This is a genomic window from Tautonia sp. JC769 (assembly GCF_040717455.1).
Classification (GTDB): Bacteria; Planctomycetota; Planctomycetia; order Isosphaerales; family Isosphaeraceae; genus Tautonia.
The window spans coordinates 12,987-33,204 of sequence record NZ_JBFEFH010000024.1 but is presented as its reverse complement, the minus strand read 5'-3'; the positions used below and the strand labels follow the sequence as shown (position 1 = coordinate 33,204).

Genomic DNA, 20,218 nt, shown 5'->3' with positions numbered 1-20,218 from the left:
CCCCGGGTCGCACCGAGGTCGGGCATGAATTGAAGATCGAGATCTCGCCGCCCCGCTCCGGAACCGACCGGAGCGGGGCGGTGTCGTTTCGCATGCAAGGATTAGGGGGCGGAGAGGCTCCCTGTCCGTGTAAAGACCTGTCCGTGTAAAGAAGGGATTGAAGAACTGAAGATCGGGGGGCGGAGCCCCCTCCAACATTCATCAAGAAAGGCTCCGTCCACCGATCCGGACGATCGATCGACCGACGGCGGCGGATCGGCGGCTCCCCCCGGCGGGGGAGCCGGGGGTCGGCCGCCGTCACTTTGCGCAGCTTCGGCTCAAGCCGCGCAACCGGATCGACCGATCGAGAGGGTGATCCGATCGCGCGGTGGCACCAATGGCCTGCCCGCGTGGGGGGAATGGCCAAAGGTCGGGAGGAGTCCGATGCGGGATCGCAATGGTAGCGGGTCAATCCGACGATGGCTCGGGTCCGGCGGCTCGGCCGCCGACCGGCGGCGGGCCCGTCGTCCTCGTCTCGAAGGGCTGGAGGCGAGGCAGTTGCTGGTCGCCTCGCTCAACCCGATTCCGGGCCTCGCGGTCGCGGCCGACCTGGGCCGGGTGGTCGCCCTGGAGGCGGGGACCGGCGAGGCGCAGCAATTCACGGCCTCGTCGAGCAACCCGAACATCGGCGTGTCGGTCGTCAACGGGTCGTTCCTGTCGATCGACGTGTCGCACGCCTCCAGCGGGGCGGGCGACCCGGCCTTCTCCGGGACCTTGACGTTCCAGCTCTTCGACGAGCTGACCCCGGTGACCGTCCGTCGGATCCTGGCGCTGGTGAACCAGGGGTTCTACACCTCGCCGACGACCAACCCGAACTCCGATTTCACGAACCTGCCGAGCAAGAATTTCCACCGGGTCGCCCAGGGCTTCCCCGGCAATGAGTTCATCGTGCAGGGCGGGTCGGCCAATGGGAACGGGACGGGCGAAATCGACCAGCCCGGCTTCCCCTTCGCCGACGAGTTCCGCGCCCCCCTCGTCTTCAACGGCCAGGGCCAGCTGGCGATGGCCAACGCGGGGGACGACACGAACAACTCGCAGTTCTTCGTCACGACCGGCTCGCCGCGGTTCCTCGACTTCAATCACACGATCTTCGGCCAGCTGGTCGAGGGGGCCGACGTCCTCGAACAGATGACGCAGGTCTCTCGGACCGCGAACGATACGCCCGTCTCGCCCATCCTGATCACCGGCACGCACGTCAGCCGGTCGAACCCGAACGGCACGGTCCTGATCGACACCGGCGCGGCCGCGGCGGGCGAGTCGGCGACGATCACGGTCACGGCGTCGACCCCCTCGGACGGCTCGACCGACACCGAGACGTTCCAGGTGAGCGTCGTCGCCAACACCGAGGATGAGCGGCCGTTCCTGAGGCCGGTCACCGACCAGATCACCGCGCCGAACGCCCCGATCCAGTTCCAGCTGAACGCCGTCAGCACGAATCCGGGCGATGAGTTGACGTATCGCGTTGCGGGCGGAACGGTGACGCAGGGGCAGGCGCCCTTGACCTACCAGCTCTTCACGCCCGTGCAAAATGCGGCGGCCAGCGTCGATGCGAACGGCCTGGTCACCATCACGCCCAATGCCGGGTTCGAGGGGGTCATCGACCTGATCGTCGGCGTCCGGGATCAGGTCAACCGCAGCGGCAGCCCCAGCATCCCGATCGACGCCGTCAGCAATTTCGACACCCAGCGGATCACGCTGACGGTGACGACCAACACCCAGCCGACCGCCACGCCCGTCTCGGCGCAGACGACGCGGAACCAGGCGGTGACGATCCAGCTCGCCGGGCAGTCGGGCAACCCGGAATCGCAGCAGACGCTGACCTACGAGCTGACCGGGCCCCCGGTGCACGGCCTGATCTCGCAGTTCAACGCCCAGACGGGCACCCTCGTCTACACGCCTTTCTCCAACTTCCAGGGGAACGACTCGTTCGGGTTCCGGGTCCGGGACGTCGGCGCCCCGACGCCGAACCTGACGAGCGAGCCGGCCGACGTGTCGATCGTGGTGCAGGGGGGCACCGCCCAGCCCGTCCCCCCGACGGCGCAGTCGCAACTGCTGACGGTCCCGGTCAACGACCCGGTCCCGGTGCAGCTGGTCGGCTATCCGGGGACCGAGGATTCGGGCCAGACCCTGACCTACATCCTCGACACCTCGGAAACCCTGGGGACGGTCTCGAACTTCGACGCCGCGACCGGCACATTGATCTACACGCCGCCGACCGGATTCGTCGGGACCGACACCCTGAGCTTCAGCGTCCGGCAGACGGGCGAGCCGGGCTCGGGCCTGGAGAGCGCCGACGCCACCGTGACCTTCACGGTCGTCGGGGCGGCCCCGACCGGGTCGGTCCGGCAGATCGGCAGCGTCCTGATCGTCACCCCGCCGCCGGGCCGGCTGGTCAATCCGGATCCGAACACGATCGACGTCAGCGTGATCGGCGGCCGGGTTTCGGTGTCGATCAACGGGGTCATCGACACGATCCGGCCTCCGGTCAGCGAGCTGGAACGGGTGGTCGTCTACGGCACGAAGGCCAGCGACACCATCACGATCGCCCCGGACGTTCCCCTGCTGGCGACCCTCGACGGCGGCCTCGGCGGACGCAACCGGCTCCAGGCCGGCGACCTGCCGACCCGATTGCACGGCTGGTTCGGCCAGAACACGCTGCGGGGGGGGGCGGCCCGCGACGCCCTGATCGGCCGGATGGGGCGGGTCCGGTTCCTGCCGAGCCCGGGAGACGACCTGGTCTTCGCCGGCGACCCGAACTTCTATCCCCAGGTCGACAAGCACGCCAGGAACGAGGGGATCCCGCCGACCGGCCAGTTCTTCCGGTTCGTCCGCGATCGCCTGGTTCCGGTGCCGACGCCGGCCCCTCAGTCGCAGGGCAGGATCGTCCTGCACCCGAGGCGATCGAACGTGACCGTCCCCGAGTTCAACCTGCCCGGCTCGGCCGGGGGCGGCGGCGATCAGGCCGCGGCGCAATCGCCGGCGATCCTCGCCGCCCAGCGACGCCTGGCCGAACGGATCGCCCGGCAGCAGGGCGGCGGCGATCAGGCGACTTGATCGAAGCCTGTTGATCCATTAGGATCGGTTCCAGGCACTGAACGGCGGCCGAGGCCCCCCGTGACTCCGGTCCGGGGGCGCCCCGGCCGCCTTCGGTCGTCTCGCCCGGCGTGCCTGGCGCGACGACCGCCCATGCCGCTCGTTTGTGTCGGATGGCCCCTCACGTCGATCGTGGTCGGGCCGGGGTGTCGCCGCCGCCGACCACGGATCCCTCGATCGACACCGTGACCTGCAACGACAGCGGCGACTCGCGTCGCCGGGCACCGTCGCCGGGCCCGATCGGGGGGTCGTCTCGCCTCGGGCCTCCTCGCATTCTCGGGCATGCATCGAGATTTTCGCGCCCCGGCACGTCGCGATGTCTTAGGGTGTCATCAGGCGAGATGCGGCAACCTTGACCCGATTGACCACCCCCGCTAGCATTGATTGCATGCATGCGATTCTCCCCATTCGGATCTTCCGGAGGGAGGGGGGAATTGGCCTCGTCGAGAATCGCGGTTTCGCTAGGATGAGCGGTCGAGGTGGGGTTGGGACACTCCGCCCGGGCTTCGACGGCGAGGTGAGGGGGCCGGGAGGCGAGCGGGCCGGGCGGGGGCCGCCGGCGATGACTCCGGATCGAGACGGGGGAGGGAACGGTGAGCGATGAGGTCCAGCGGAAGGCGAGGCGGTCATATCGCCCGGGGGTCGAGGGGCTGGAGGCGTTGCGGCTGCTGAGCGGCCTGATGGCCTCGCCCCCGGCGGTCCCGGCCGAGCATGGCGCGTTGTCCGTCGCCGTGCCCGAGTCGCCCCCGGTGTTCGAGCCGACCGTCGATTCGGACGCCTGGGACGCGGCGATCGACCAGGCCTTCGCCCCGGAGCTGCTCGAGGCGTCGCCGGCCGAGGCGGTCGAGACGATCGGCCGGTCGGATGCCGAGGCGATCCGGGGCGGGCTCTCGCAGCTCGACCGCTACCTGGCCCGGACCTGGATGCGGGCCGGGCTGCCCCCCCAGAAGCACGACGACTGCACGCAGGCGGTGTACGTCAGCCTGCTGAAGCAACTGGGCCGGCCGGGCTTCGATCAGCTGATGATCGCCGTCGGGGTGCTCGGGATCCGGGAGGTCTTCAGCCGGGAGCGGGACGAGGGGACCACCTTCTTCCGCGCCATCGACGCGACCAAGAAACGGGCCCAACGCGAGCGCAAGCTCCGGTCGCTCGACGACAGCCCGGATGATCCCTCGGCGCCGTTCCGGGAGCGGGACTGGGTCGAGGACCTGGGAGAGGCGATCGATCGGAGCCTCAACCCGAGGGAAGCGGACCTGATCCGGGCGACCCTCCAGGGGGAGACCCCGGCCGAGATCGCCGAGCGATGGGGGGTGGCCCCCAAGACGGTCAGCAACGAGAAGTCGCGGGCCTTCCAGAAGCTGCGGTCGTTCCTCAGCGCCCTGGAACCGGTCGCCTGAGCCGTCTCGACCGGCCCGAACCGGGCCGTCGCCCTCCCGAATCGACCGCCGCAAGGGCCCTGGATCGTCCGAATCCGGGGGCGACCGACGCGATTTTTTACAACCCGGTCCCGCCGGTTTTGGGTCGATTGTTCAAGGCGAGGGGCGGGACTTCAGCGATTTCCGGAAGGGGGCAGGGCGGTTGTCCGGGCCGTGCCGGTCGTGCCGATCGAGGGCGGCCCCGGGCGGGCCGATCGACCGTGTCCGGGCCGGGTCGGTATGATAGATTGAATTGTGACGGGCGTTCGCGAACGAGGAATCGCCCGGATCTGATCGGAGAGCCGATCATCGCCGCCTGGCCCGGGAGGGTCGCTGACCATCCTCGGCATGTGGCGTGCATCGGGCTGCGATGGCAACAGCGAAGCGTTTCCCCACTCGGTGATTGACTTCATCAAAGACGTGCAGCCACGGATCGGTGCGCGGACGGATCACGGAAGGCCCCCGGTCTGTGGTCACCGCTTGCGATCCTCGACCCCGATCGTCCCGATTCGGCACGACTCCACGGCGAGCAGGACCAGCGGGAGCACACCATCGGCCAGGGCCTGCCCGAGATCGTCCCCGCGACCGACCCGAAGCGGGAGGATCGTGGCCGATGCTCGCCCTGCTCCGAGGTCCCCTGGCGGGACTCTTCATCCTGGCGTTGGCGTTCCTGCCCGCCTCCCCGATGGCCGCGGACTCGCCGGGACCGGCCGAGGTCATGGTCACGTCCGAAGCCGCGGTTTCGATCGCCCGGCAATCGACGGCACCGGCCGAGGCGGCGCCTTCGGCCTCGCCGGGGACTCCCGACGAGGCCCTGACTCAGGCCCTGGGGCGCGAGCGCGTCCGGGACTGGTCGGGCGCGATGACGCTCTACGAGCAGGCGCTGGAACGCTGGCCGAGCCGGACCGACTTCCGGCACCGCCTGCGGCTCTGCCAGACCCACTACCGGCTCGGCCGCCGGTATGAGGACCAGAGCTTCCGGAACGTCCTGCTCCGGCTCCCCCGGTCGGACGTGATGGCCCTGTACCAGGAATTGCTGGAGCGGATCGAGACGGGGTACGTCGATCCGGTCCGGTTCGACCCGCTCCTGAGGCACGGGTACGACAACCTGGAAGTGGCGCTGCGCGACCCGGTGTTCCTGGAATCGCATCGGGTCGACGCGTCGGAGCGGGCCGAGCGGGTCCGGTGGCTCCGGGACGCCTATCGGTCGCAGCGGGCGAAGCTCTCGGTGCAATCGCGATCGGAGGCCCGGGCGCAGGTCGAGTCCGCCTGCGACCTCGGCAGCCGGGCGTTGGGCCTGCCCGAGGCGGCCGTGGCCCTGGAATTCGTCTATGGGGCCTGCGACGCGCTCGACGACTACACGGGCTGCCTGACCCCCGACAAGCTGTCGGACCTCTACGCCGAGATCGACGGGAACTTCGTCGGGATCGGCGTCGAGCTGAAGCACTCGGAGCGGGGGCTGTTGCTGGTCAACGTCATCCGGGGCGGCCCGGCCTGGGAGGCCGGGCTCAGGCCGGGCGAGCAGATCGTGAAGGTCGACGACCGGCCGCTCGACGGCCTGAGCCTCGACTCGGCGGCGGGGTTGCTGCAAGGGGTCGAGAACTCGGGGGTCGAGGTCGAGGTGCTGGGCGGCGACGGCCGGATTCGGGCGGTCGACCTGGTCCGTCGGCCGGTGGAGGTCTGGAGCGTCGAGTCGACGGCCTTGCTCCAGGGGGGGGTCGGCTTCATCCGCCTGATCAGCTTCCAGAAGACGACGCTGGCGGAGATGGATCGGGCCGTGGCCGATCTGCAGGCGAAGGGGATGCGTCACCTGGTCCTCGACCTGCGGGGCAACCCCGGCGGCCTCTTGAACGTGGCGGTCGAGCTGGCCGATCGGTTCCTCGATCGCGGCCGGATCGTCGCCACGAGGGGCAGGGCACCGGGCCAGACGTTTGACTACGTCGCCTCGCAGGCGACCCCCTGGCGGATGCCGGTCACGTTGCTGGTCGACGGCGACAGCGCCAGTGCGAGCGAGATTTTGGCCGGGGCATTGAAGGAGCACCGCCGGGCGGTGGTCATCGGCGAGCGGACCTTCGGCAAGGGGTCGGTGCAGAGCATCTATCCCCTGCGGTCGGCCGACGCGGCGCTGAAGCTGACGACGGCCAAGTTCTACTCGCCGAACGACCGGCCGTACAGCGAGCACGGCGTGTCTCCCGACGTCGAGGTCGCCTCGGTGGCCCGCCCGGCGTCGGACGGGGGGGCCGGGGCGATCGAGCCGATCCCGTTCGGCGATCCGGAGCGTGATCCGGCGCTCCGAATTGCCATTCGCAGGGTCCTGGCCGAAGACCTGGCCGGCAACGCCCGCTAGAATGATCGGACGGTGATCGTGTCCGGGGTCTTACGGCCCGGCTCAGGGAGGGACGCTCGACCATGTCCGTGTCCGATGCTTCGACCGGCGTGCAACTGCAACCGAGGCTGGCCTGGACGGTCGTCACCGACGCCCCCTTGAAGGGCCTGGGCCTGATGCGGGAGGCCGGTCGGATCATCACCTGGGACGAGGCGGACGGCCTGGTGATGTCGGACCTGAACGGCGACCGGATCTGGGCCGTCCGGGCGCCGGGGCCGATCCAGGGGGGGGCGGTCAGCGATGACGGCTCGCTCGTGGCCCTGCTGGGCGAGTCGCGCCGGCTCTGGCTGTTCGGGCCGGAGCTGGAGCTGATCGCCGACCGCGAGGCGGTGGCCGACCCGCTGGCGATCGCGGTCGATCCGCACGGCCGGTTCGTCGCGGTCTCCTCCCGGATGGACCAGACCCACCTCTACACCCGATTCGGGCGCAAGGCCGGCGAATTCGAGACGATGCAGCCGCTGGCCCACGCGGTGTTCGTCCCCGGGCGGCCGACGCTGCTGGGGGCGGCCGGGCACGGCTCGCTGTTCGGGATCGACCTGCACCCGGCCGGACGGGGGAAGCTGTTCGCCGAGGTCGCCTGGAGGGAGTCGCTCCTCTCGAACGTCGGCCGCCTGGCCGTGACCGGGGACGGCGGGACAATCATCGCCAGTTGCTACATCCACGGCATCCAGCGCTTCGATGCCCAGGGGAGGAGCGAGGGGGCCTATCACCTGGGCGGCACGGCCGTGAATGCCGTCCCCGACTTCATCGGCCGGACGATGGCCGCCGCGACCCAGGAAGGGGAGCTGTTCCTCCTGAATCGGGCCGGGAACGTGCGGTGGAAGACGGCCTTGCCGCGCCCCGCCGTGGCGCTCGAGATCGACGCCCTGGGCCGCTGGCTCGTCTACGGGCAGGCGACCGGCGAGGTCTCCCGGATCGACCTGGACGAGTCGGCCCGGGCCGGCCCGGCGGGGCAGGGCCCGGCGTCCCGATCGGCCGTGCGGGCGGCCCCGGCAACCGCCCCGGCTCCGGCACGATCGGCCGTGCGGGCGGCCCCGGCCGCGGCCAGCCCGATGCGGACGCCGGCCTGGTCGGTCACGGTCACGGAGACGGAGGATCGGGCCGAGACGGCCGTGCTGGCCGTGCTCGACGACCCTCCCCGGATCGCCTTGATGACGAGCAGCGACCGGCTGGAGCTGTTCACGACGGCGGGCAGGAGCCTGGGCAAGACCCCGCCGATCGGCGGGAACGGCCGGCTGCTGCGGACGGCCCCGGGCTGGATCGCCGCCGCGACCGACCGGGAACTCCTGCTGTTCGATGCGCGCCGGAACGCCGGCAGGCGCCTGGAAGACCTGAACCTGGTGCAGTTGACCCACCTGCAGATTCGCCCCGACGACTTCGGCTTGGTCGCCGTGCAGGAGCGGGACCGGATCGGCCGGGCCACCACGGCGGGCCGTTGGATCTGGCGCAAGGAACTGCCCTCGGCCGTCGAGGAGCTGGCGATCGGGCCGGATGGCCTGACGGCCGTGACGACCGACGACGGCCGCCTGCTCCTGTTCGACCCGGCCGGGAACCCGGTGACGGGGCCCCAGGCGACCTACGAGGAGCCGCTCGGACTGGCCCCGGCCCCCTCGGGGGCCCCCTCGGACCTGGCCCTGCTGAGCCTGGCCCGCCATCGCCAGATCCTGCGAGGCCACGACGAGCGGGGATGGGTGCTCTGGGAATCGCCCGTGCCGTGGGAGTCGTGGCAGCTCGAGACGGTCGGGCCCGCGATCGTCGTCTCGGCCCCCGACGGGCGGGCGATCGCCTACGACGGGACCGGCCGGGCGCTGGGCCAGGGCCGGGACGCGGTCGCCCCCGGGATCTTCGCGATCGGCCCCGGGGGGGAAGTGCTCCGGGTCGCCCGGCGGGGCCCGCACCTGATTTGCGACGACCTGTCCGGCCGGGTCCGATGGCGCGCCTTGACCAACGCGGGCCGGGCGCCCTTGGCGGCCGGTCGCTCGGGGATCGCCACCCTGATCGGGCGCGACCTGACCTGGTTCCCCCAGGCCGCCCAGAATCCCGAAGCTCGCTCGTCGTGAGCAAGCCCCGCAGTCATGTGGGCCTGGAGCATCATCCGATCGGTCGCGGCCGGGGCGTTCTGGTTTTCCGAGAAAGATGGTTGGCGCCTGCGAGGATCAGGGATATAGTGACCCAAACCCTCCTTTTTTCCAGGTGCGTGCAATCATAAACGAGTTCCAAACCTTTACCACCAGACCCCCGTCGTCGGGGTGCTGACGTGTTCTTTGTGGAGTCTTGGCGAGCGGAAATCACCCGGTTCTCATCCCCCTTGAGGCAGTGGGCCAGGATGGCCTGGAGGTCATGATGGCGTTATGTAGCAGCCCCTCCGTGGATATACATCGAGCCCCCACGCCGCTGAGTCTCCTCGCCGAGGGCGAAGAAGAGGCCCGCAAATTCAAGTGGATCATGAGCGAGAAGGCCGGCCGCGACCTGGGCGACTGGGCCATCCGCTGCTGGGTCCGCGAGCACTGGAACGGCTTCCTCCGCGAGCGATGGCTCGAACATCTCCAGGGCCGTGCCTTCTGGATCGAGCTGGACCGCGAGGACTACGGCCTGCTCCAGCGCGAGTTCCGCGATTCCTGCCCCCTGTTCGACGAGATCTTCCGCCGGATCAAGCGGGGCGACGAGAACCTCGAGATCCTCAACTGGGCGATCGACGAGGGCATCGCCACCGACGACGTGATCGACATCCTCGAGGCCATCGACATCAACAGCCGGCGGATCGAGTGCAAGTTCGCGATCCGGCTCTCCCAGGCCCATTGAGCCGATCGGGCCGGGGGTGACGGCCGGGGCTCTCGGGGTCGATCGTTCTTGCCGTTCGGGTCGGCATGACGCCGATGTGCCCGGGCCGGCTCCGTCCGGGAGGCCGACCCGAGCGACGGTGCAGGATCACGCGCCAGCGCCCGCTTCAGCGAGCCGGACGAGGGTCCGGACGAAGCAGCCGGTGCCGCCGGCGTCGCGGGTGGAGGAGTCGGAGTCGGCCCAGGCGGGGCCGGCGATGTCGAGGTGGGCCCAGGGGCGGCCGCCGACGAACTCCTCCAGGAACTTCCCGGCGATGCTGGCCCCTCCCCACTTCGAGCCGACGTTCTTCAGGTCGGCCACGGGGCTCTTGAGCGACTCGCGGAAGTCGGCGTCCATCGGCAAGGGCCAGACGCGCTCGCCGACCGCCTCGGCGGCCGACCGGACCGAGTCGGCCGTCGCCTGGTCATTGCTGAACAGGCCGGCGACCTTCGGGCCGAGGGCGACCATGCACGAGCCGGTCAGGGTGGCCAGGTCGATGATCCGGGCCGGCTCCTGCTCGGCGGCGTAGCTCAGGGCGTCGGCGAGGATCAGGCGGCCCTCGGCGTCGGTGTTCATCACCTCGACGGTCTTGCCGTTGCGCATCGTCAGCACGTCGCCGAGCTTCATGGCCCGGCCGCCGGTCATGTTCTCGGCCAGGGGGAGGAAGGCCCGGACGTTGACCGGCAATTCGAGCCGGGCGATGGCCGTCATCGCGGCGGTGACGATGGCCGCGCCGCTCATGTCGGCCTTCATGTCCTCCATCGAGGCCGACGGCTTCAGCGACAGGCCGCCCGAGTCGAACGTGATCCCCTTGCCGACCAGGGCCAGGGCCGGGGCCTGCGGGTCGGCCGCCCCGAGCCATTCGAGGGCCACGAAGGCCGGCGGCTCGTCCGACCCGGCCGACACGCCGAGCAGGCCGCCGAAACGCTCGCGGCGGATCCGGGCCTCGTCCCAGATCGTCACCGTCAGGTCGGCCTGCCCGGCCTCGGTCCGGATCCGGTCGGCGAGCAGCGACGGATTCTTCCGAGCCGGGGGGAGGTTGACCAGCTCCCGGGCCAGGTTGATGGCCCGGCCGAGGATCTGGGCGCGCTCGAGGGACTGCTCGATCGGCCCGGGTTCCGGCGACGAGCCGGGCGGCACGCACAGCCGGAGTTCCTCGAACGCGAAGCGCGACGGCTCCGACTTCGCCAGGCCGGGGCCGCTGGTGCCGACCATCACGCCCTGCACGATCGCCGAGGCGACCTCGGGGGCCTTCGGCCCGACCTCGGGCAGGACCAGGCCGACCGAATCCCGCGATCGGCCGCCGAGCCGCTTGCCGACGAGCACGCCGAAATCGAAGGCTTCCGCCGCGCCGAAGCGGTCGGAGGGGCCGAGCCCGACGACCAGCGTCGAGCCGCTCGAAGGCCCCAGCAGGTCGTGCAGGGCGGACGCCTCGCCGAAGCCCCCCGAGAGGTCCCGGGAGGCGATCAGGCGGCGGACGAGCTCGGCACCGGGGGTCTCGGAAAGCCAGGAGGGCGGTTCGGGCTGGTCCTCGAACATGCCGACCACCAGCCAGCCGGCCTCACGCGGGGCGGGGGCTTCGGAGTCGATCCGAATCTTCATCGAGACGCATTCCTTCCGGGACCACACGCGTTTCTTGGAAAAAAAGGGGCTCTCAATCTTCCCCGCCCCCGTCTCGTGCGCCAAGCCGGCTTGCCGAACGCTTCGAATCCGGCTAGACTCCGCCGCGCATGTCCCGACCCGACGGATGGGGGCCGCTCCCACCGTTCGGGCTTCGGCTCGCCCCGGGCCCATCGATCCCTCCCCGACGCGCCACCCCCCACCCCGCCCGGTGACCCTGATCCGATCGATCAGACCCGCCCCCTGGGGTGCCCTCGACGACGGCGAAGCGCTCGCTCGCCGGTCGAGGCCGGCCCCGGGAGGGACCGGGAGGACGCGGAGGTCGACCGATGCTGACCCGACCGAATTGCTCGACGAGGCGGGCCTTCTGCCTGGCCCTGACCCTGCTCAGCCTGACCGCGGTCGGCTGCGTCGAACGGCGCTACACGATCCGGACCGACCCGCCGGGGGCGTTGGTGTTCGTCAACGGCGAGGAGTCGGGGATCAGCCCCGTCTCGGTGAGCTACGAATACTACGGCGACCGCCGCGTGACGATCCAGGCCGAGGGGTACGAGACGATCCACACGAGCCTGCCGATCAACGCCCCGTGGTGGAATAACGCCTTCACCGGGTTCTTCACCGAGAACCTGGTCCCGTTCACCCTGCGAGACGAGCGCGAGTTCCGGTTCACGATGGCCCCGGCCGTCTCTCCCGAGACGGGCGACCTCGTCGGCCGAGGCCAGCAACTGCGCGAGCAAGCCCAGGCGCCTCCCCCCGAACGCCCCGGGGGGTTCTTCCGCTTCTTCGCGCTCTGATTCCGGTGTGCTGCTCCGGATCGCGCGCAGGGCGACGCGACGGGGTGCCGAGGCTCCGTCGCCGTCGCCTTCGCCTGTCGCTGACCGGAAATCGCCTCCTCTCCCCGCAAGCATTCGCGAGGAGAGAAGGGGCCTCCGTCTTCAATCGACGTTACACGCGGATGCGGCTCGGATCGAGGACGGGGAACGGCTCGAAGCGGCCGTTGAGGATCGCCCCGGCATCGGCGCCGAACCAGTCGGAGAGGACCGCAGCGTATACGGATCGGAAATCGACGGTGAAGCGGGGATCCCCCTCGTCGTCGAGGCGGGACAGGTCGGGCCGGTCGCCGAGCAGGCCGGGCCGGAGGCCGCCGCCGAGCAGGAGCATCGAGCCGGCGGTGCCGTGGTCGGTCCCCCCCGACCGGTTCTCGGCCACCCGGCGCCCGAATTCCGAGAAGGTCATGACGAGCGTCCGGTCGAGGTGCCCCCGGGCGGCCAGGTCGTCTCGGAAGGCGGCCAGCCCCTGGCTCAGCTCCTGGAGCAAGGCGGCGTGGCGTCGGTCCTGCCGGGCGTGGGTGTCGAAGCCGCCGAGCGAGACGTAATAGACCCGCGTCGGCACCTCGGCCGCGATCATCTGGGCGACGAGCTTCATCGACTGCGAGAAGGCGAAGGGGGCGTAGCTCGCCTCGGTCGGGTCGTCCCGGACGGCCTCGCGAATCCGACGCGAGGCGGCCAGGGTGGCGTTGGCCGAACGCTGGACGTAATCGAGGTCGGCCAGGCCGGTCGGCTCGACCTCCTGGATCTGCTCGAAGCCGAGGCCGAGCGGCCCCTCGTCGGGCCAGTCGAAGATGGCGGGGTTGGCCATCGTCACGGCCCGGGGCCTGGGGTGGGCGAACGTCTGCGCCGGCCGATCGCCCAGTTGCAGGCCGACCATGGGCGAATCGACGCCTCGGCATTCGTTGTCGAAATAGCGGCCGAGCCATCCCTCGGTCCAGGAGGCGTCGGGGGGAGAGGCGGTTTCCCAGATCTCGGTCGACCGGAAGTGGGAGCGGTCGGGGTTCGGGTATCCGACCCCCTGGACGAGGGCAAGGTTTCCGTTGTCGAGCAACCGGCGCAGCTCGACCAGCTCGGGATGCAGGCCGAGCTCGTCGTCGACGCGGAGCACGTCGGCCGACGGGATCGCCAGGTTCGGCCGGGCCCGGTAGTACGCGTCGTCTCGATACGGGACGACGGTGTTCAAGGCGTCGTTGCCCCCGGCGAGCTGGACCACGACCAGGACGCGGTTGTCGCCCAGGCCGGGGATCGGCGGCACGCCTCGGCCCGGGTCGCCGTCGAAGGCCAGGCCCGTCTTCTGGAGGAAGGTCGGGACGGTGCCCGAGAACGCGGCTAGGCCCGCCGCCCGGCGGAGGAAGGACCGACGGCCCATCTGCATCAACATGATGATGTGTTCCTGTGTCGTCGAAGGATGCTCGGGAATTGGAATCGATTCGAAAGCCGATCAGGCCATCTGAGATTCGGGAGAGGCCAGGATGAGCCGGACCGCGATCGCCGGTCGATCCGCAACCGGCGCGGCCTGGCAAGCCCGGATCAGGGCCGCTCGGGTCGTCGGGCGGACGCGGGTGACGATCAGGCGGCCGAGCAGGGCATCGACCAGCGCGTCGGGACAGGCAGGGGGGCCATCGGGGAACAGGGCCTCGGCATGGAACTTCGTCTTGATGCCGTCCCTGGCCCGTTCGGCGCCGCGATCGGCCATGGCCTGTTCCATGCGTTCCATCCGCTCCCGCATCTGCGAGGGGTCGCGCGGGACGAGAAGGAAGCGGTCGAAGCCGATCGGCTCCAGGCCCTCGGGGATGCGGCTCTCCAGCAGGGCGTCGGCCATCTGGTAGCGCACGGCGAGGGAGCCGGAGCCGATCCAGGCCCGGCCGCCGGGCCATCCCTTGACGTTCGGCGGATCGAAGAGCGCCTGGCCCATGGCGGCGGTCAACTCGGCGAGGCTCGGGGTGGGCTCGACCTCCAGGCGGAGCTGTCGGCAGGCCCCGACGAGCAGGCGGACGGGACTCTTGATCAGGGTCCCCAGGGACGCGTCGTCGAAGAACTCCGGGGCGGTGAACAGAGCGTTCAGGACCGGCCGCAGCTCATATCCTGAGGCGCGGAAGGTGTCGGCCAGGCGATTCCGCAGGGTCCCTTCGGGATCGGCCGCGCCGAAGAAGTCGATGAGCCGGGACGCGAGGTGGAGGCCCGTCTCCTCGCGAGCCACGACCAGGTCGAGCACCTCATCAAGGCCGAATCGGCCCGACTCGCCGAAGATGGTCTTCGGGCCGGCATCGTGGCGATCGGCAAGGAAGGTCGCGTGCAGTCCGTCTCGGGAGAAGTTGCGCGGGTTGTCCGGCGCGGTGGGGCGGTCGGGCCTCGCGACGCCGGGGGGGGCGTCGAGGGTCCAGCCGGTGAGCGCCCGGGCCGTCTCCTGAATGTCGCGCTCGGTGTAGTGGCCGATGCCGAGCGTGAACAGCTCGAACAGCTCGCGGGCGTAATTCTCGTTCGGCTGCCGGGCGTCGCTGTCTTCCAGGTCGAGATACATCATCATGGCGGCATCTCGGGTGATGTCGCCGAGCAAGGCACGGAAGTTCCCCAGCGCATGACGCCGGAGCGTGGCGTTCTGCTCGTACATGGCCTGCGAGATGCCGACCTTGTCGTTGGCGCTGGTGAAGTGCCCGTGCCAGAAGAGGGTCATGACCTCCCGCAAGGGGGCGTCCGAGGCGATCATCCGGCCGAGCCACCAGGAGCGGAGGTCGTTGATCTCCGAGGCGTAGCGGCGGCGGGTGCTGCGGTGGTTCTCGGCCGCCTCCTCGCTCGGGGTGTCGGCGAATCGGCGTTCGGTATTGACCCAGGGGGTGCGGACCCAGCCGGGAGGATCGGGAGGGGCGGCCCCCTCGGCCGCGTCGAGGAGCGAGGCGACCGCCTGATCGACCGGCGTGCCGATGAGGCGATTGATCTCCTCGGGAGTCCCGCCGAACCCGGCCCGGCTGAGCAGGTGGGCGGCCGACGCGGCGTCGAGGCAACGCCCTTCGGTCTCCGTGGGCGTTTGAAGTCGTTTCATGATGAATCCCTCGCAAAGGCGTTTTTGGATAAACAACAATCAGAACTGGTCGGCGGAGAGGACCTCGCCGCCGGCCCGGGTGGAGAGGGCCCGCCAGGTGGCCAGGGAGATCGTCTCCTTGATGAACCGGACGCTGCCGTCGGCCATCAGCACGCTGACCCCGCCGGGGTGGTTGCTCCGGGCCGCCGTCCAGCCGCGGCCGTGGGCGCTGACGTCGGGAATCGGGCTGTTCGGGGCCAGGTAGGCGTCGAAGGCGGCCGGCACCTGGCGGCCCGAGATCCAGGAGTAGCCGCGATCGCCCCGCCATCGGGTCGCGGTCGCGGTCAGGGGGGCGAGGTCGGGGTTGACGACCGCCAGGCCATCCATGACCAGGCCGGGATTCCCGCCGTTCGTCCGCAGGATGGCCCCCAGGTTGGCGGCCTGCCGGCCCAGCTCGGCCGGCATCGGCCCTTCCGTGTCGAACCCGGTGCCGAGCAGGCACTGCGAGGCGAGCATCGTGTTCGAGAGCCCGTCTCGGATGTCGGACAGGCGGACGGTCGAGCCGTTCCAGAAGAGGCCGTCGGTCCGGTGGTTGATGTCGTAAAAGGTCCCCGTGCCGGAGCCGATGTTGACCACGTAGTTCGTGCCCGCCATCCGGCCGCCGAAGTACCGGTCGAAGATCGCTTCGTGGCCGTCGCTCGGGCAGAGGAAGCCGCGGACGACCGTCTGCGAGGCGGTCTCCTGCGACGGGTTCAGGCTGATCCAGGGGCCGGACCCGACATAGAGCGGCTGCTCGAAATTGATCAAGTTCTTCAGATTCGCTTGCTCCATGAAGGGCAGGATGCGGGCCTGGACCGAGTAGCCGAACGCGGTCGATTCGCCGAAGCCGGGCAAGGCGCCGACGCCCGACTCGTAGTTGTGCAGGGCCAGGCCCATCTGCTTCAGGTTGTTCTGGCTGCTCATCCGGTTGGCCGCCTCGCGGGCACTCTGCACCGCCGGCAGCAACAGGGCGATCAGGATGCCGATGATGGCGATGACCACCAGCAGCTCGATGAGCGTGAAGCCCCGGGATCGGTTCATGAGGTGCATGGATTCTCCTGTGTCGAAATCGCGATTCCTTCAATCCGCGTCGCCCGGACCTCGGCGCGCACGGCGATCGGCACCCGGGCCCGCGGGCGCACCGGGTACGAGACCTCGGAGGCGGTCGGCCCCGGGGGCACAAGGCCCCCGGTCATCCGTCCCGCGTCTCGGGGACGTCGGGCCGACTTTTTGAGAATGGATTCTCGTTCTCAAAATGCAGTCGGGCTGCCCGCCTGTCAAGAGGCTGGCGGCTCGTCGCCGGGCATTTCGGGCGGGCCGGTTGCCTTCTGTACAGAATGGCAGTAAAATGCGTCCGTACACATAGGGGCCCCGGGCGCGACGGGACGGGGACGAGCCCGGCCGGCTCCTCTTGGGACGGAGGGAGCGACGATGGAGCTTGCGATCGCGGAACCGGAGCAGGGGATGCTCGGCCGATCGGCGCCGATGCCGGGCGTCAGGCGCGTGCGGCGACGGGGCCCCTTGCTGCGGCCGGCCCGGGGAGGGGTGCGCGACTCGGGGCTTTACGGCGTCGACCTGACGGCCGGCTGCGCCATGGGCTGCGCCTTCTGCTTCGTCAAGGGGACGATGCGTGACCCCGGGCCGGGCCGCCTGCTGTTCGACCCGGGCGTGGTCGAGGCGATCGGCCCGGCGATCGATGCGCTCGACGTGCCGCCGAGGCGGGTGGTGTTGAGCCCGAGCAGCGATCCCCTGCCGCCGATCCGGGAGATCCGCGCCGCGACGCTCCGGATCATCGAGCAGTTGCTTGAGCGAGGAATCGAGGTCGTTTTAATGACCCGAGGGCGCGTGACGCGAGACGTAGCGCGGCTGCTCGGGTCGGCCCCGGAGCGGGTGCGGGTGGCGGTCGGCGTGGCCACGCTGGGCCGATCCCTCAGCAGGGCCTTGGAGCCGATGGCCCCCCTGGGGCCTCGGCGATTGAAGGGGATCGAATGCCTGATCGAGGCCGGGGTCTCGGTCGAGGCGCGGATCGAGCCCTTGATCCCCGGCCTGACGGACACGAGGGAGAACCTCCGGCCGTTGCTCCGGGAACTGGGGAGGATCGGCGTCCGCGAGGCGATGGCGCACTACGCCTTCCTGCAACCGGCGGTGATCCCGGCACTCCGGGAGGCCCTGGTGCCGCTCGGCCACGCCGAGCGTCTGGTGGACCTCTACGAAGGGGGCCCGGTGTTCTCGATCGGCGAGGCGGGGGCGACCAAGCACCTGCCGCTCGATGCGCGTCGCGAAGGGCTGGCTCGGGTGATCGCCTGGGGGGCCGAGGCGGGCCTGATCGTCAGCACCGGGTCGGCCCAGAATCCGGACCTGCCGAAGCTCGGCGCGACGCCCCCGGCGCCCGAGGCCCCCCCGTCGAAACCGCGATCGGCCCCGGGCAAGGGGGCCGCCCGAGCACCGGCCCCGGTTTGACTCTTGGATGATCAGCCGAGTCGGGCCAGGTCGTCCCAGAAGCCGGGGTAGGTCTTGGCCACGCAACCGGGGTCGAGGATCGTCACCCCGTCGGCCTTCAGGCCGACGAGGGCGAAGGACATGGCCATCCGGTGGTCGTCGTAGGTGTGGATGCGGGCGGGGGTGATGGTCGACGGCGGGAAGATCATCAGGCCGTCGGGGTGCTCGTCCACCTCGGCCCCGAGCTTGCGCAGTTCGGCGGCCAAAGCGGCGATGCGGTCGGTTTCCTTGTGCCGGATGTGGGCGATGTTGCGGATCCGGGTCGGCCCGTCGGCGAAGAGGGCGACGGCGGCGAGGGTCATCACCGTGTCGCTGATGGCGTTCATGTCCACGTCGATCCCGACGAGCGGCCCGTTGCCGGTGACGGTGATCGACGACTTCGACCGCTCGACCGTGCAGCCCATGTGCTCCAAGAGGTCGACGAAGCCGACGTCCCCCTGGATGCTCTCGGTCCCCAAGCCTTCCACGGTGATCGACCCGCCGGTGATCGCCGCCGCGGCGAAGAAGTAGCTGGCGGCCGAGGCGTCGGGCTCGATCGCGTAGGTCCGGGCCGAGTAGGGGGCCGGCTCGACGTTGAACCGCTTGAAGTCGCGGTTGCTGATCCGGCGGCCGAAGGCGGCCATCACCTCCATCGTCATCGCGATGTACGGCTTCGAGACGAGCGTGCCCATCACCTCCACCGTCGTCGGCCCCTTGGCGCAGGGCAGGGCCATCAGCAGGCCGCTGAGGAACTGGCTCGACACGTCGCCCCGGACCTCGGCATAGCCGCCATCCAGCCCATCAGCCTGGACGATGACAGGCGGGCAACCGTTGTCGAACTCGCTCCTGGCATCGGCCCCGAGGCGGTTGAGCGCCAGCAGCAAATCGGCCACCGGACGCTCGCGCATCCGAGGGACCCCGTCGAGCCGGTACGTCCCCCGGGTGACGCAGACCATCGCCGTCAGGAACCGCAAGGTCGTCCCCGAATTCCCAACGAACAAATCGGCCGATTCGGCCGGCAGGTGCCGCCCCCGACCTTCGATGACGATCGTGGCCGAGGCGGGATCATGCTCGACGCTCAGGCCCAGGCGCCGAAGGCTCTCGATCATCACCCGCGTGTCGTCGCTGTCGAGGGCGCCGGTCAGCGTACTCCGGCCTCGGGCCAGGCCGGCGACCACCAGCGCCCGGTTCGTCAGGCTTTTCGATCCCGGCACCCGGACGGATGCCCGGGGGGGCTGGGACAGGGGGGTGACGGTGACTTCGGCGGGAAAGTCCGGCATGGGAGGGGGCTCGGGCGGTCGGGGCTCTTGCGAACGGGTCGTGACGGTGCCGGCCGGCTGCCGGCATCCTCCCCATCATACCTCAGACCCGCACCCACTGCGGCGCCTGCTCCGGCGACCGGCCGAGGTCCTGGGGAGGGATGGTAGAATTTCCTTGGGTGCGAGTCTGTCTACACAATGCCAAGACCTATCACGCAGGTGGAAGTTGATCGCCGATCTTCCAAACCTCAGCCCCGACAGGAACCTCACCCTTGCGCATCTGGCGAGGGAGTATGAAAGCGAATTCCCGCTGCGGGTCGAATGGATTACACGTCTCGATGCCGGCGATAGATGTCTGGAAGCTCAAGCCTTCTGGGGTTCGAAACTCGATCGTATCAGCGATCTTCAGTTCGAAGTCGCAGTCGGCGAGAGGGCGGTCGCTGATGACAACAACCCCACGCTCTCGAAGGTCGAACAACTCCTGGACGTGAAATAGGAAACTCATCACGTTCTCGGCACGGTCCGGTACAAGCCCTGAACGGCTATCGAAGATCAGCGACCTTCTCAATGTCCTGACGCAATAATTCCGCCCGAAGTTGGTCCTCCTCAACGACAGCAAGCTCTTGGATTCCAAGACGTGAGAGGTTCCTTTTGTTCAACAGATACCGGGTCGTGGCGATGCCAATGGTCGAGCCGGGGCATTGGATGATGACAGCGACGACGGCATCAAGAGCCTTCCACCCGTACAATTCAACGGCGAGGATGGTTTTATCCAGGATGGTTTTCAGCGGCGGTGCCAGGCTGCCCGCTCTCGGTAGATCAGCCAAGAAGTGCGAGTGGTGCTGCATCGACAGCCAGTAGAAGAGGGTCTCATCCGAGGGTCCATCTTCTTGCTGCCACCCAATAAAGTAGCGTCGATTTGATGGGGAAAGACCGACTTGGATTTCGTAAAGCTCGTCGACCCCCTGTGGAACATGCGCCTCGATGTCTAGGACACGCTGGCCCAACCACTCCGACCAAATGTCGATCGACCGTCCTATGATTTGCTCGGTATGGATCATGGCTGTTCCGGCTGAATCACCAAACTCCGATCAACCCGAAGCATCGGACTGGCAACGGCAATCCATCACTTGCTCATCACGCAACGGCTTTGTTCCAAGGCCGTTGCGTCATCAGCGGTGAATCCGTGGATTCTCACAAAGACCTTCCCTTGACACACG

General features: G+C 69.5%; 14 protein-coding genes. 8 read left to right on the top strand and 6 right to left on the bottom strand.

Features of this window, described 5'->3' with window-relative positions; translation table 11 throughout:
- The first annotated feature begins 423 nt into the window (after positions 1-423).
- The 5 genes from AB1L88_RS20510 to AB1L88_RS20490 all read left to right on the top strand — a co-directional run bounded on the left by AB1L88_RS20510 (position 424) and on the right by AB1L88_RS20490 (position 9,735).
- Positions 424-3,093: a peptidylprolyl isomerase gene (locus AB1L88_RS20510; protein ID WP_367098560.1), complete on the top strand. Its 2,670-nt coding sequence runs from the start codon at positions 424-426 to the stop codon at positions 3,091-3,093.
- Positions 3,094-3,725: 632 nt separating this feature from the next.
- A complete protein-coding gene (locus AB1L88_RS20505; protein WP_367098559.1) occupies positions 3,726-4,529 on the top strand; it encodes a sigma-70 family RNA polymerase sigma factor in 804 nt (267 codons plus the stop codon).
- A gap of 631 nt (positions 4,530-5,160) precedes the next feature.
- Positions 5,161-6,894 carry a S41 family peptidase gene (locus tag AB1L88_RS20500; RefSeq protein ID WP_367098558.1) on the top strand — a complete coding sequence of 578 codons (1,734 nt, stop codon included), beginning with the start codon at positions 5,161-5,163 and terminating at the stop codon, positions 6,892-6,894.
- Positions 6,895-6,956: 62 nt separating this feature from the next.
- Positions 6,957-8,993, top strand: a complete 2,037-nt coding sequence (locus AB1L88_RS20495) for a hypothetical protein (protein WP_367098557.1) — start codon at positions 6,957-6,959, stop codon at positions 8,991-8,993.
- Positions 8,994-9,300: 307 nt separating this feature from the next.
- Positions 9,301-9,735 carry a hypothetical protein gene (locus AB1L88_RS20490; RefSeq protein ID WP_367098556.1) on the top strand — a complete coding sequence of 145 codons (435 nt, stop codon included), beginning with the start codon at positions 9,301-9,303 and terminating at the stop codon, positions 9,733-9,735.
- A 126-nt stretch (positions 9,736-9,861) separates the two neighbouring features.
- Here AB1L88_RS20490 and AB1L88_RS20485 read toward each other — a convergent pair whose 3' ends face one another.
- Entirely contained in the window at positions 9,862-11,355 is a 1,494-nt protein-coding gene (locus AB1L88_RS20485; protein WP_367098555.1) for a leucyl aminopeptidase, read from the bottom strand.
- Positions 11,356-11,702: 347 nt separating this feature from the next.
- Between AB1L88_RS20485 and AB1L88_RS20480 the strand changes: the two genes are divergently transcribed.
- The gene (locus tag AB1L88_RS20480; protein ID WP_367098554.1) at positions 11,703-12,167 is read left to right on the top strand and encodes a PEGA domain-containing protein; all 465 of its coding nucleotides are present in this window, start codon (positions 11,703-11,705) and stop codon (positions 12,165-12,167) included.
- Between the two features lie 151 nt (positions 12,168-12,318).
- Here AB1L88_RS20480 and AB1L88_RS20475 read toward each other — a convergent pair whose 3' ends face one another.
- The 3 genes from AB1L88_RS20475 to AB1L88_RS20465 are packed head-to-tail and all read right to left on the bottom strand — an operon-like array spanning position 12,319 to position 16,302.
- Entirely contained in the window at positions 12,319-13,584 is a 1,266-nt protein-coding gene (locus AB1L88_RS20475) for a DUF1501 domain-containing protein (protein ID WP_367098553.1), read from the bottom strand.
- Between the two features lie 60 nt (positions 13,585-13,644).
- Complete coding sequence (locus AB1L88_RS20470; protein WP_367098552.1) at positions 13,645-15,243, bottom strand: DUF1800 domain-containing protein; 1,599 nt, start codon at positions 15,241-15,243, stop codon at positions 13,645-13,647.
- A gap of 39 nt (positions 15,244-15,282) precedes the next feature.
- Complete coding sequence (locus AB1L88_RS20465) at positions 15,283-16,302, bottom strand: DUF1559 domain-containing protein (protein ID WP_367098551.1); 1,020 nt, start codon at positions 16,300-16,302, stop codon at positions 15,283-15,285.
- A gap of 390 nt (positions 16,303-16,692) precedes the next feature.
- Between AB1L88_RS20465 and AB1L88_RS20460 the strand changes: the two genes are divergently transcribed.
- A complete protein-coding gene (locus tag AB1L88_RS20460; RefSeq protein ID WP_367098550.1) occupies positions 16,693-17,721 on the top strand; it encodes a radical SAM protein in 1,029 nt (342 codons plus the stop codon).
- A gap of 11 nt (positions 17,722-17,732) precedes the next feature.
- Here AB1L88_RS20460 and aroA read toward each other — a convergent pair whose 3' ends face one another.
- Positions 17,733-19,019, bottom strand: a complete 1,287-nt coding sequence (gene aroA, locus AB1L88_RS20455; RefSeq protein WP_367098549.1) for a 3-phosphoshikimate 1-carboxyvinyltransferase — start codon at positions 19,017-19,019, stop codon at positions 17,733-17,735.
- Between the two features lie 205 nt (positions 19,020-19,224).
- On the opposite strand from aroA, the gene AB1L88_RS20450 reads away from it, so the two are divergent.
- Positions 19,225-19,494 (top strand): hypothetical protein, encoded by a 270-nt coding sequence (locus tag AB1L88_RS20450; RefSeq protein ID WP_367098548.1) that lies wholly within the window; start codon positions 19,225-19,227, stop codon positions 19,492-19,494.
- 46 nt (positions 19,495-19,540) lie between these two features.
- Here AB1L88_RS20450 and AB1L88_RS20445 read toward each other — a convergent pair whose 3' ends face one another.
- On the bottom strand, positions 19,541-20,059 hold the full coding sequence (locus AB1L88_RS20445; protein ID WP_367098547.1) for a hypothetical protein: 519 nt from the start codon (positions 20,057-20,059) through the stop codon (positions 19,541-19,543).
- Positions 20,060-20,218: the final 159 nt, after the last annotated feature.

Bases quoted from the DNA above. Each gene is read 5' to 3' on its own strand.
- AB1L88_RS20510 (WP_367098560.1), top strand. From the start codon at position 424: ATGCGGGATCGCAATGGTAGCGGGTCAATCCGACGATGGCTCGGGTCC.
- AB1L88_RS20500 (WP_367098558.1), top strand. From the start codon at position 5,161: ATGCTCGCCCTGCTCCGAGGTCCCCTGGCGGGACTCTTCATCCTGGCG.
- AB1L88_RS20495 (WP_367098557.1), top strand. From the start codon at position 6,957: ATGTCCGTGTCCGATGCTTCGACCGGCGTGCAACTGCAACCGAGGCTG.
- AB1L88_RS20485 (WP_367098555.1), bottom strand. From the start codon at position 11,355: ATGAAGATTCGGATCGACTCCGAAGCCCCCGCCCCGCGTGAGGCCGGC.
- AB1L88_RS20480 (WP_367098554.1), top strand. From the start codon at position 11,703: ATGCTGACCCGACCGAATTGCTCGACGAGGCGGGCCTTCTGCCTGGCC.
- AB1L88_RS20475 (WP_367098553.1), bottom strand. From the start codon at position 13,584: ATGTTGATGCAGATGGGCCGTCGGTCCTTCCTCCGCCGGGCGGCGGGC.
- AB1L88_RS20470 (WP_367098552.1), bottom strand. From the start codon at position 15,243: ATGAAACGACTTCAAACGCCCACGGAGACCGAAGGGCGTTGCCTCGAC.
- AB1L88_RS20465 (WP_367098551.1), bottom strand. From the start codon at position 16,302: ATGAACCGATCCCGGGGCTTCACGCTCATCGAGCTGCTGGTGGTCATC.
- AB1L88_RS20460 (WP_367098550.1), top strand. From the start codon at position 16,693: ATGGAGCTTGCGATCGCGGAACCGGAGCAGGGGATGCTCGGCCGATCG.
- aroA (WP_367098549.1), bottom strand. From the start codon at position 19,019: ATGCCGGACTTTCCCGCCGAAGTCACCGTCACCCCCCTGTCCCAGCCC.
- AB1L88_RS20445 (WP_367098547.1), bottom strand. From the start codon at position 20,059: ATGATCCATACCGAGCAAATCATAGGACGGTCGATCGACATTTGGTCG.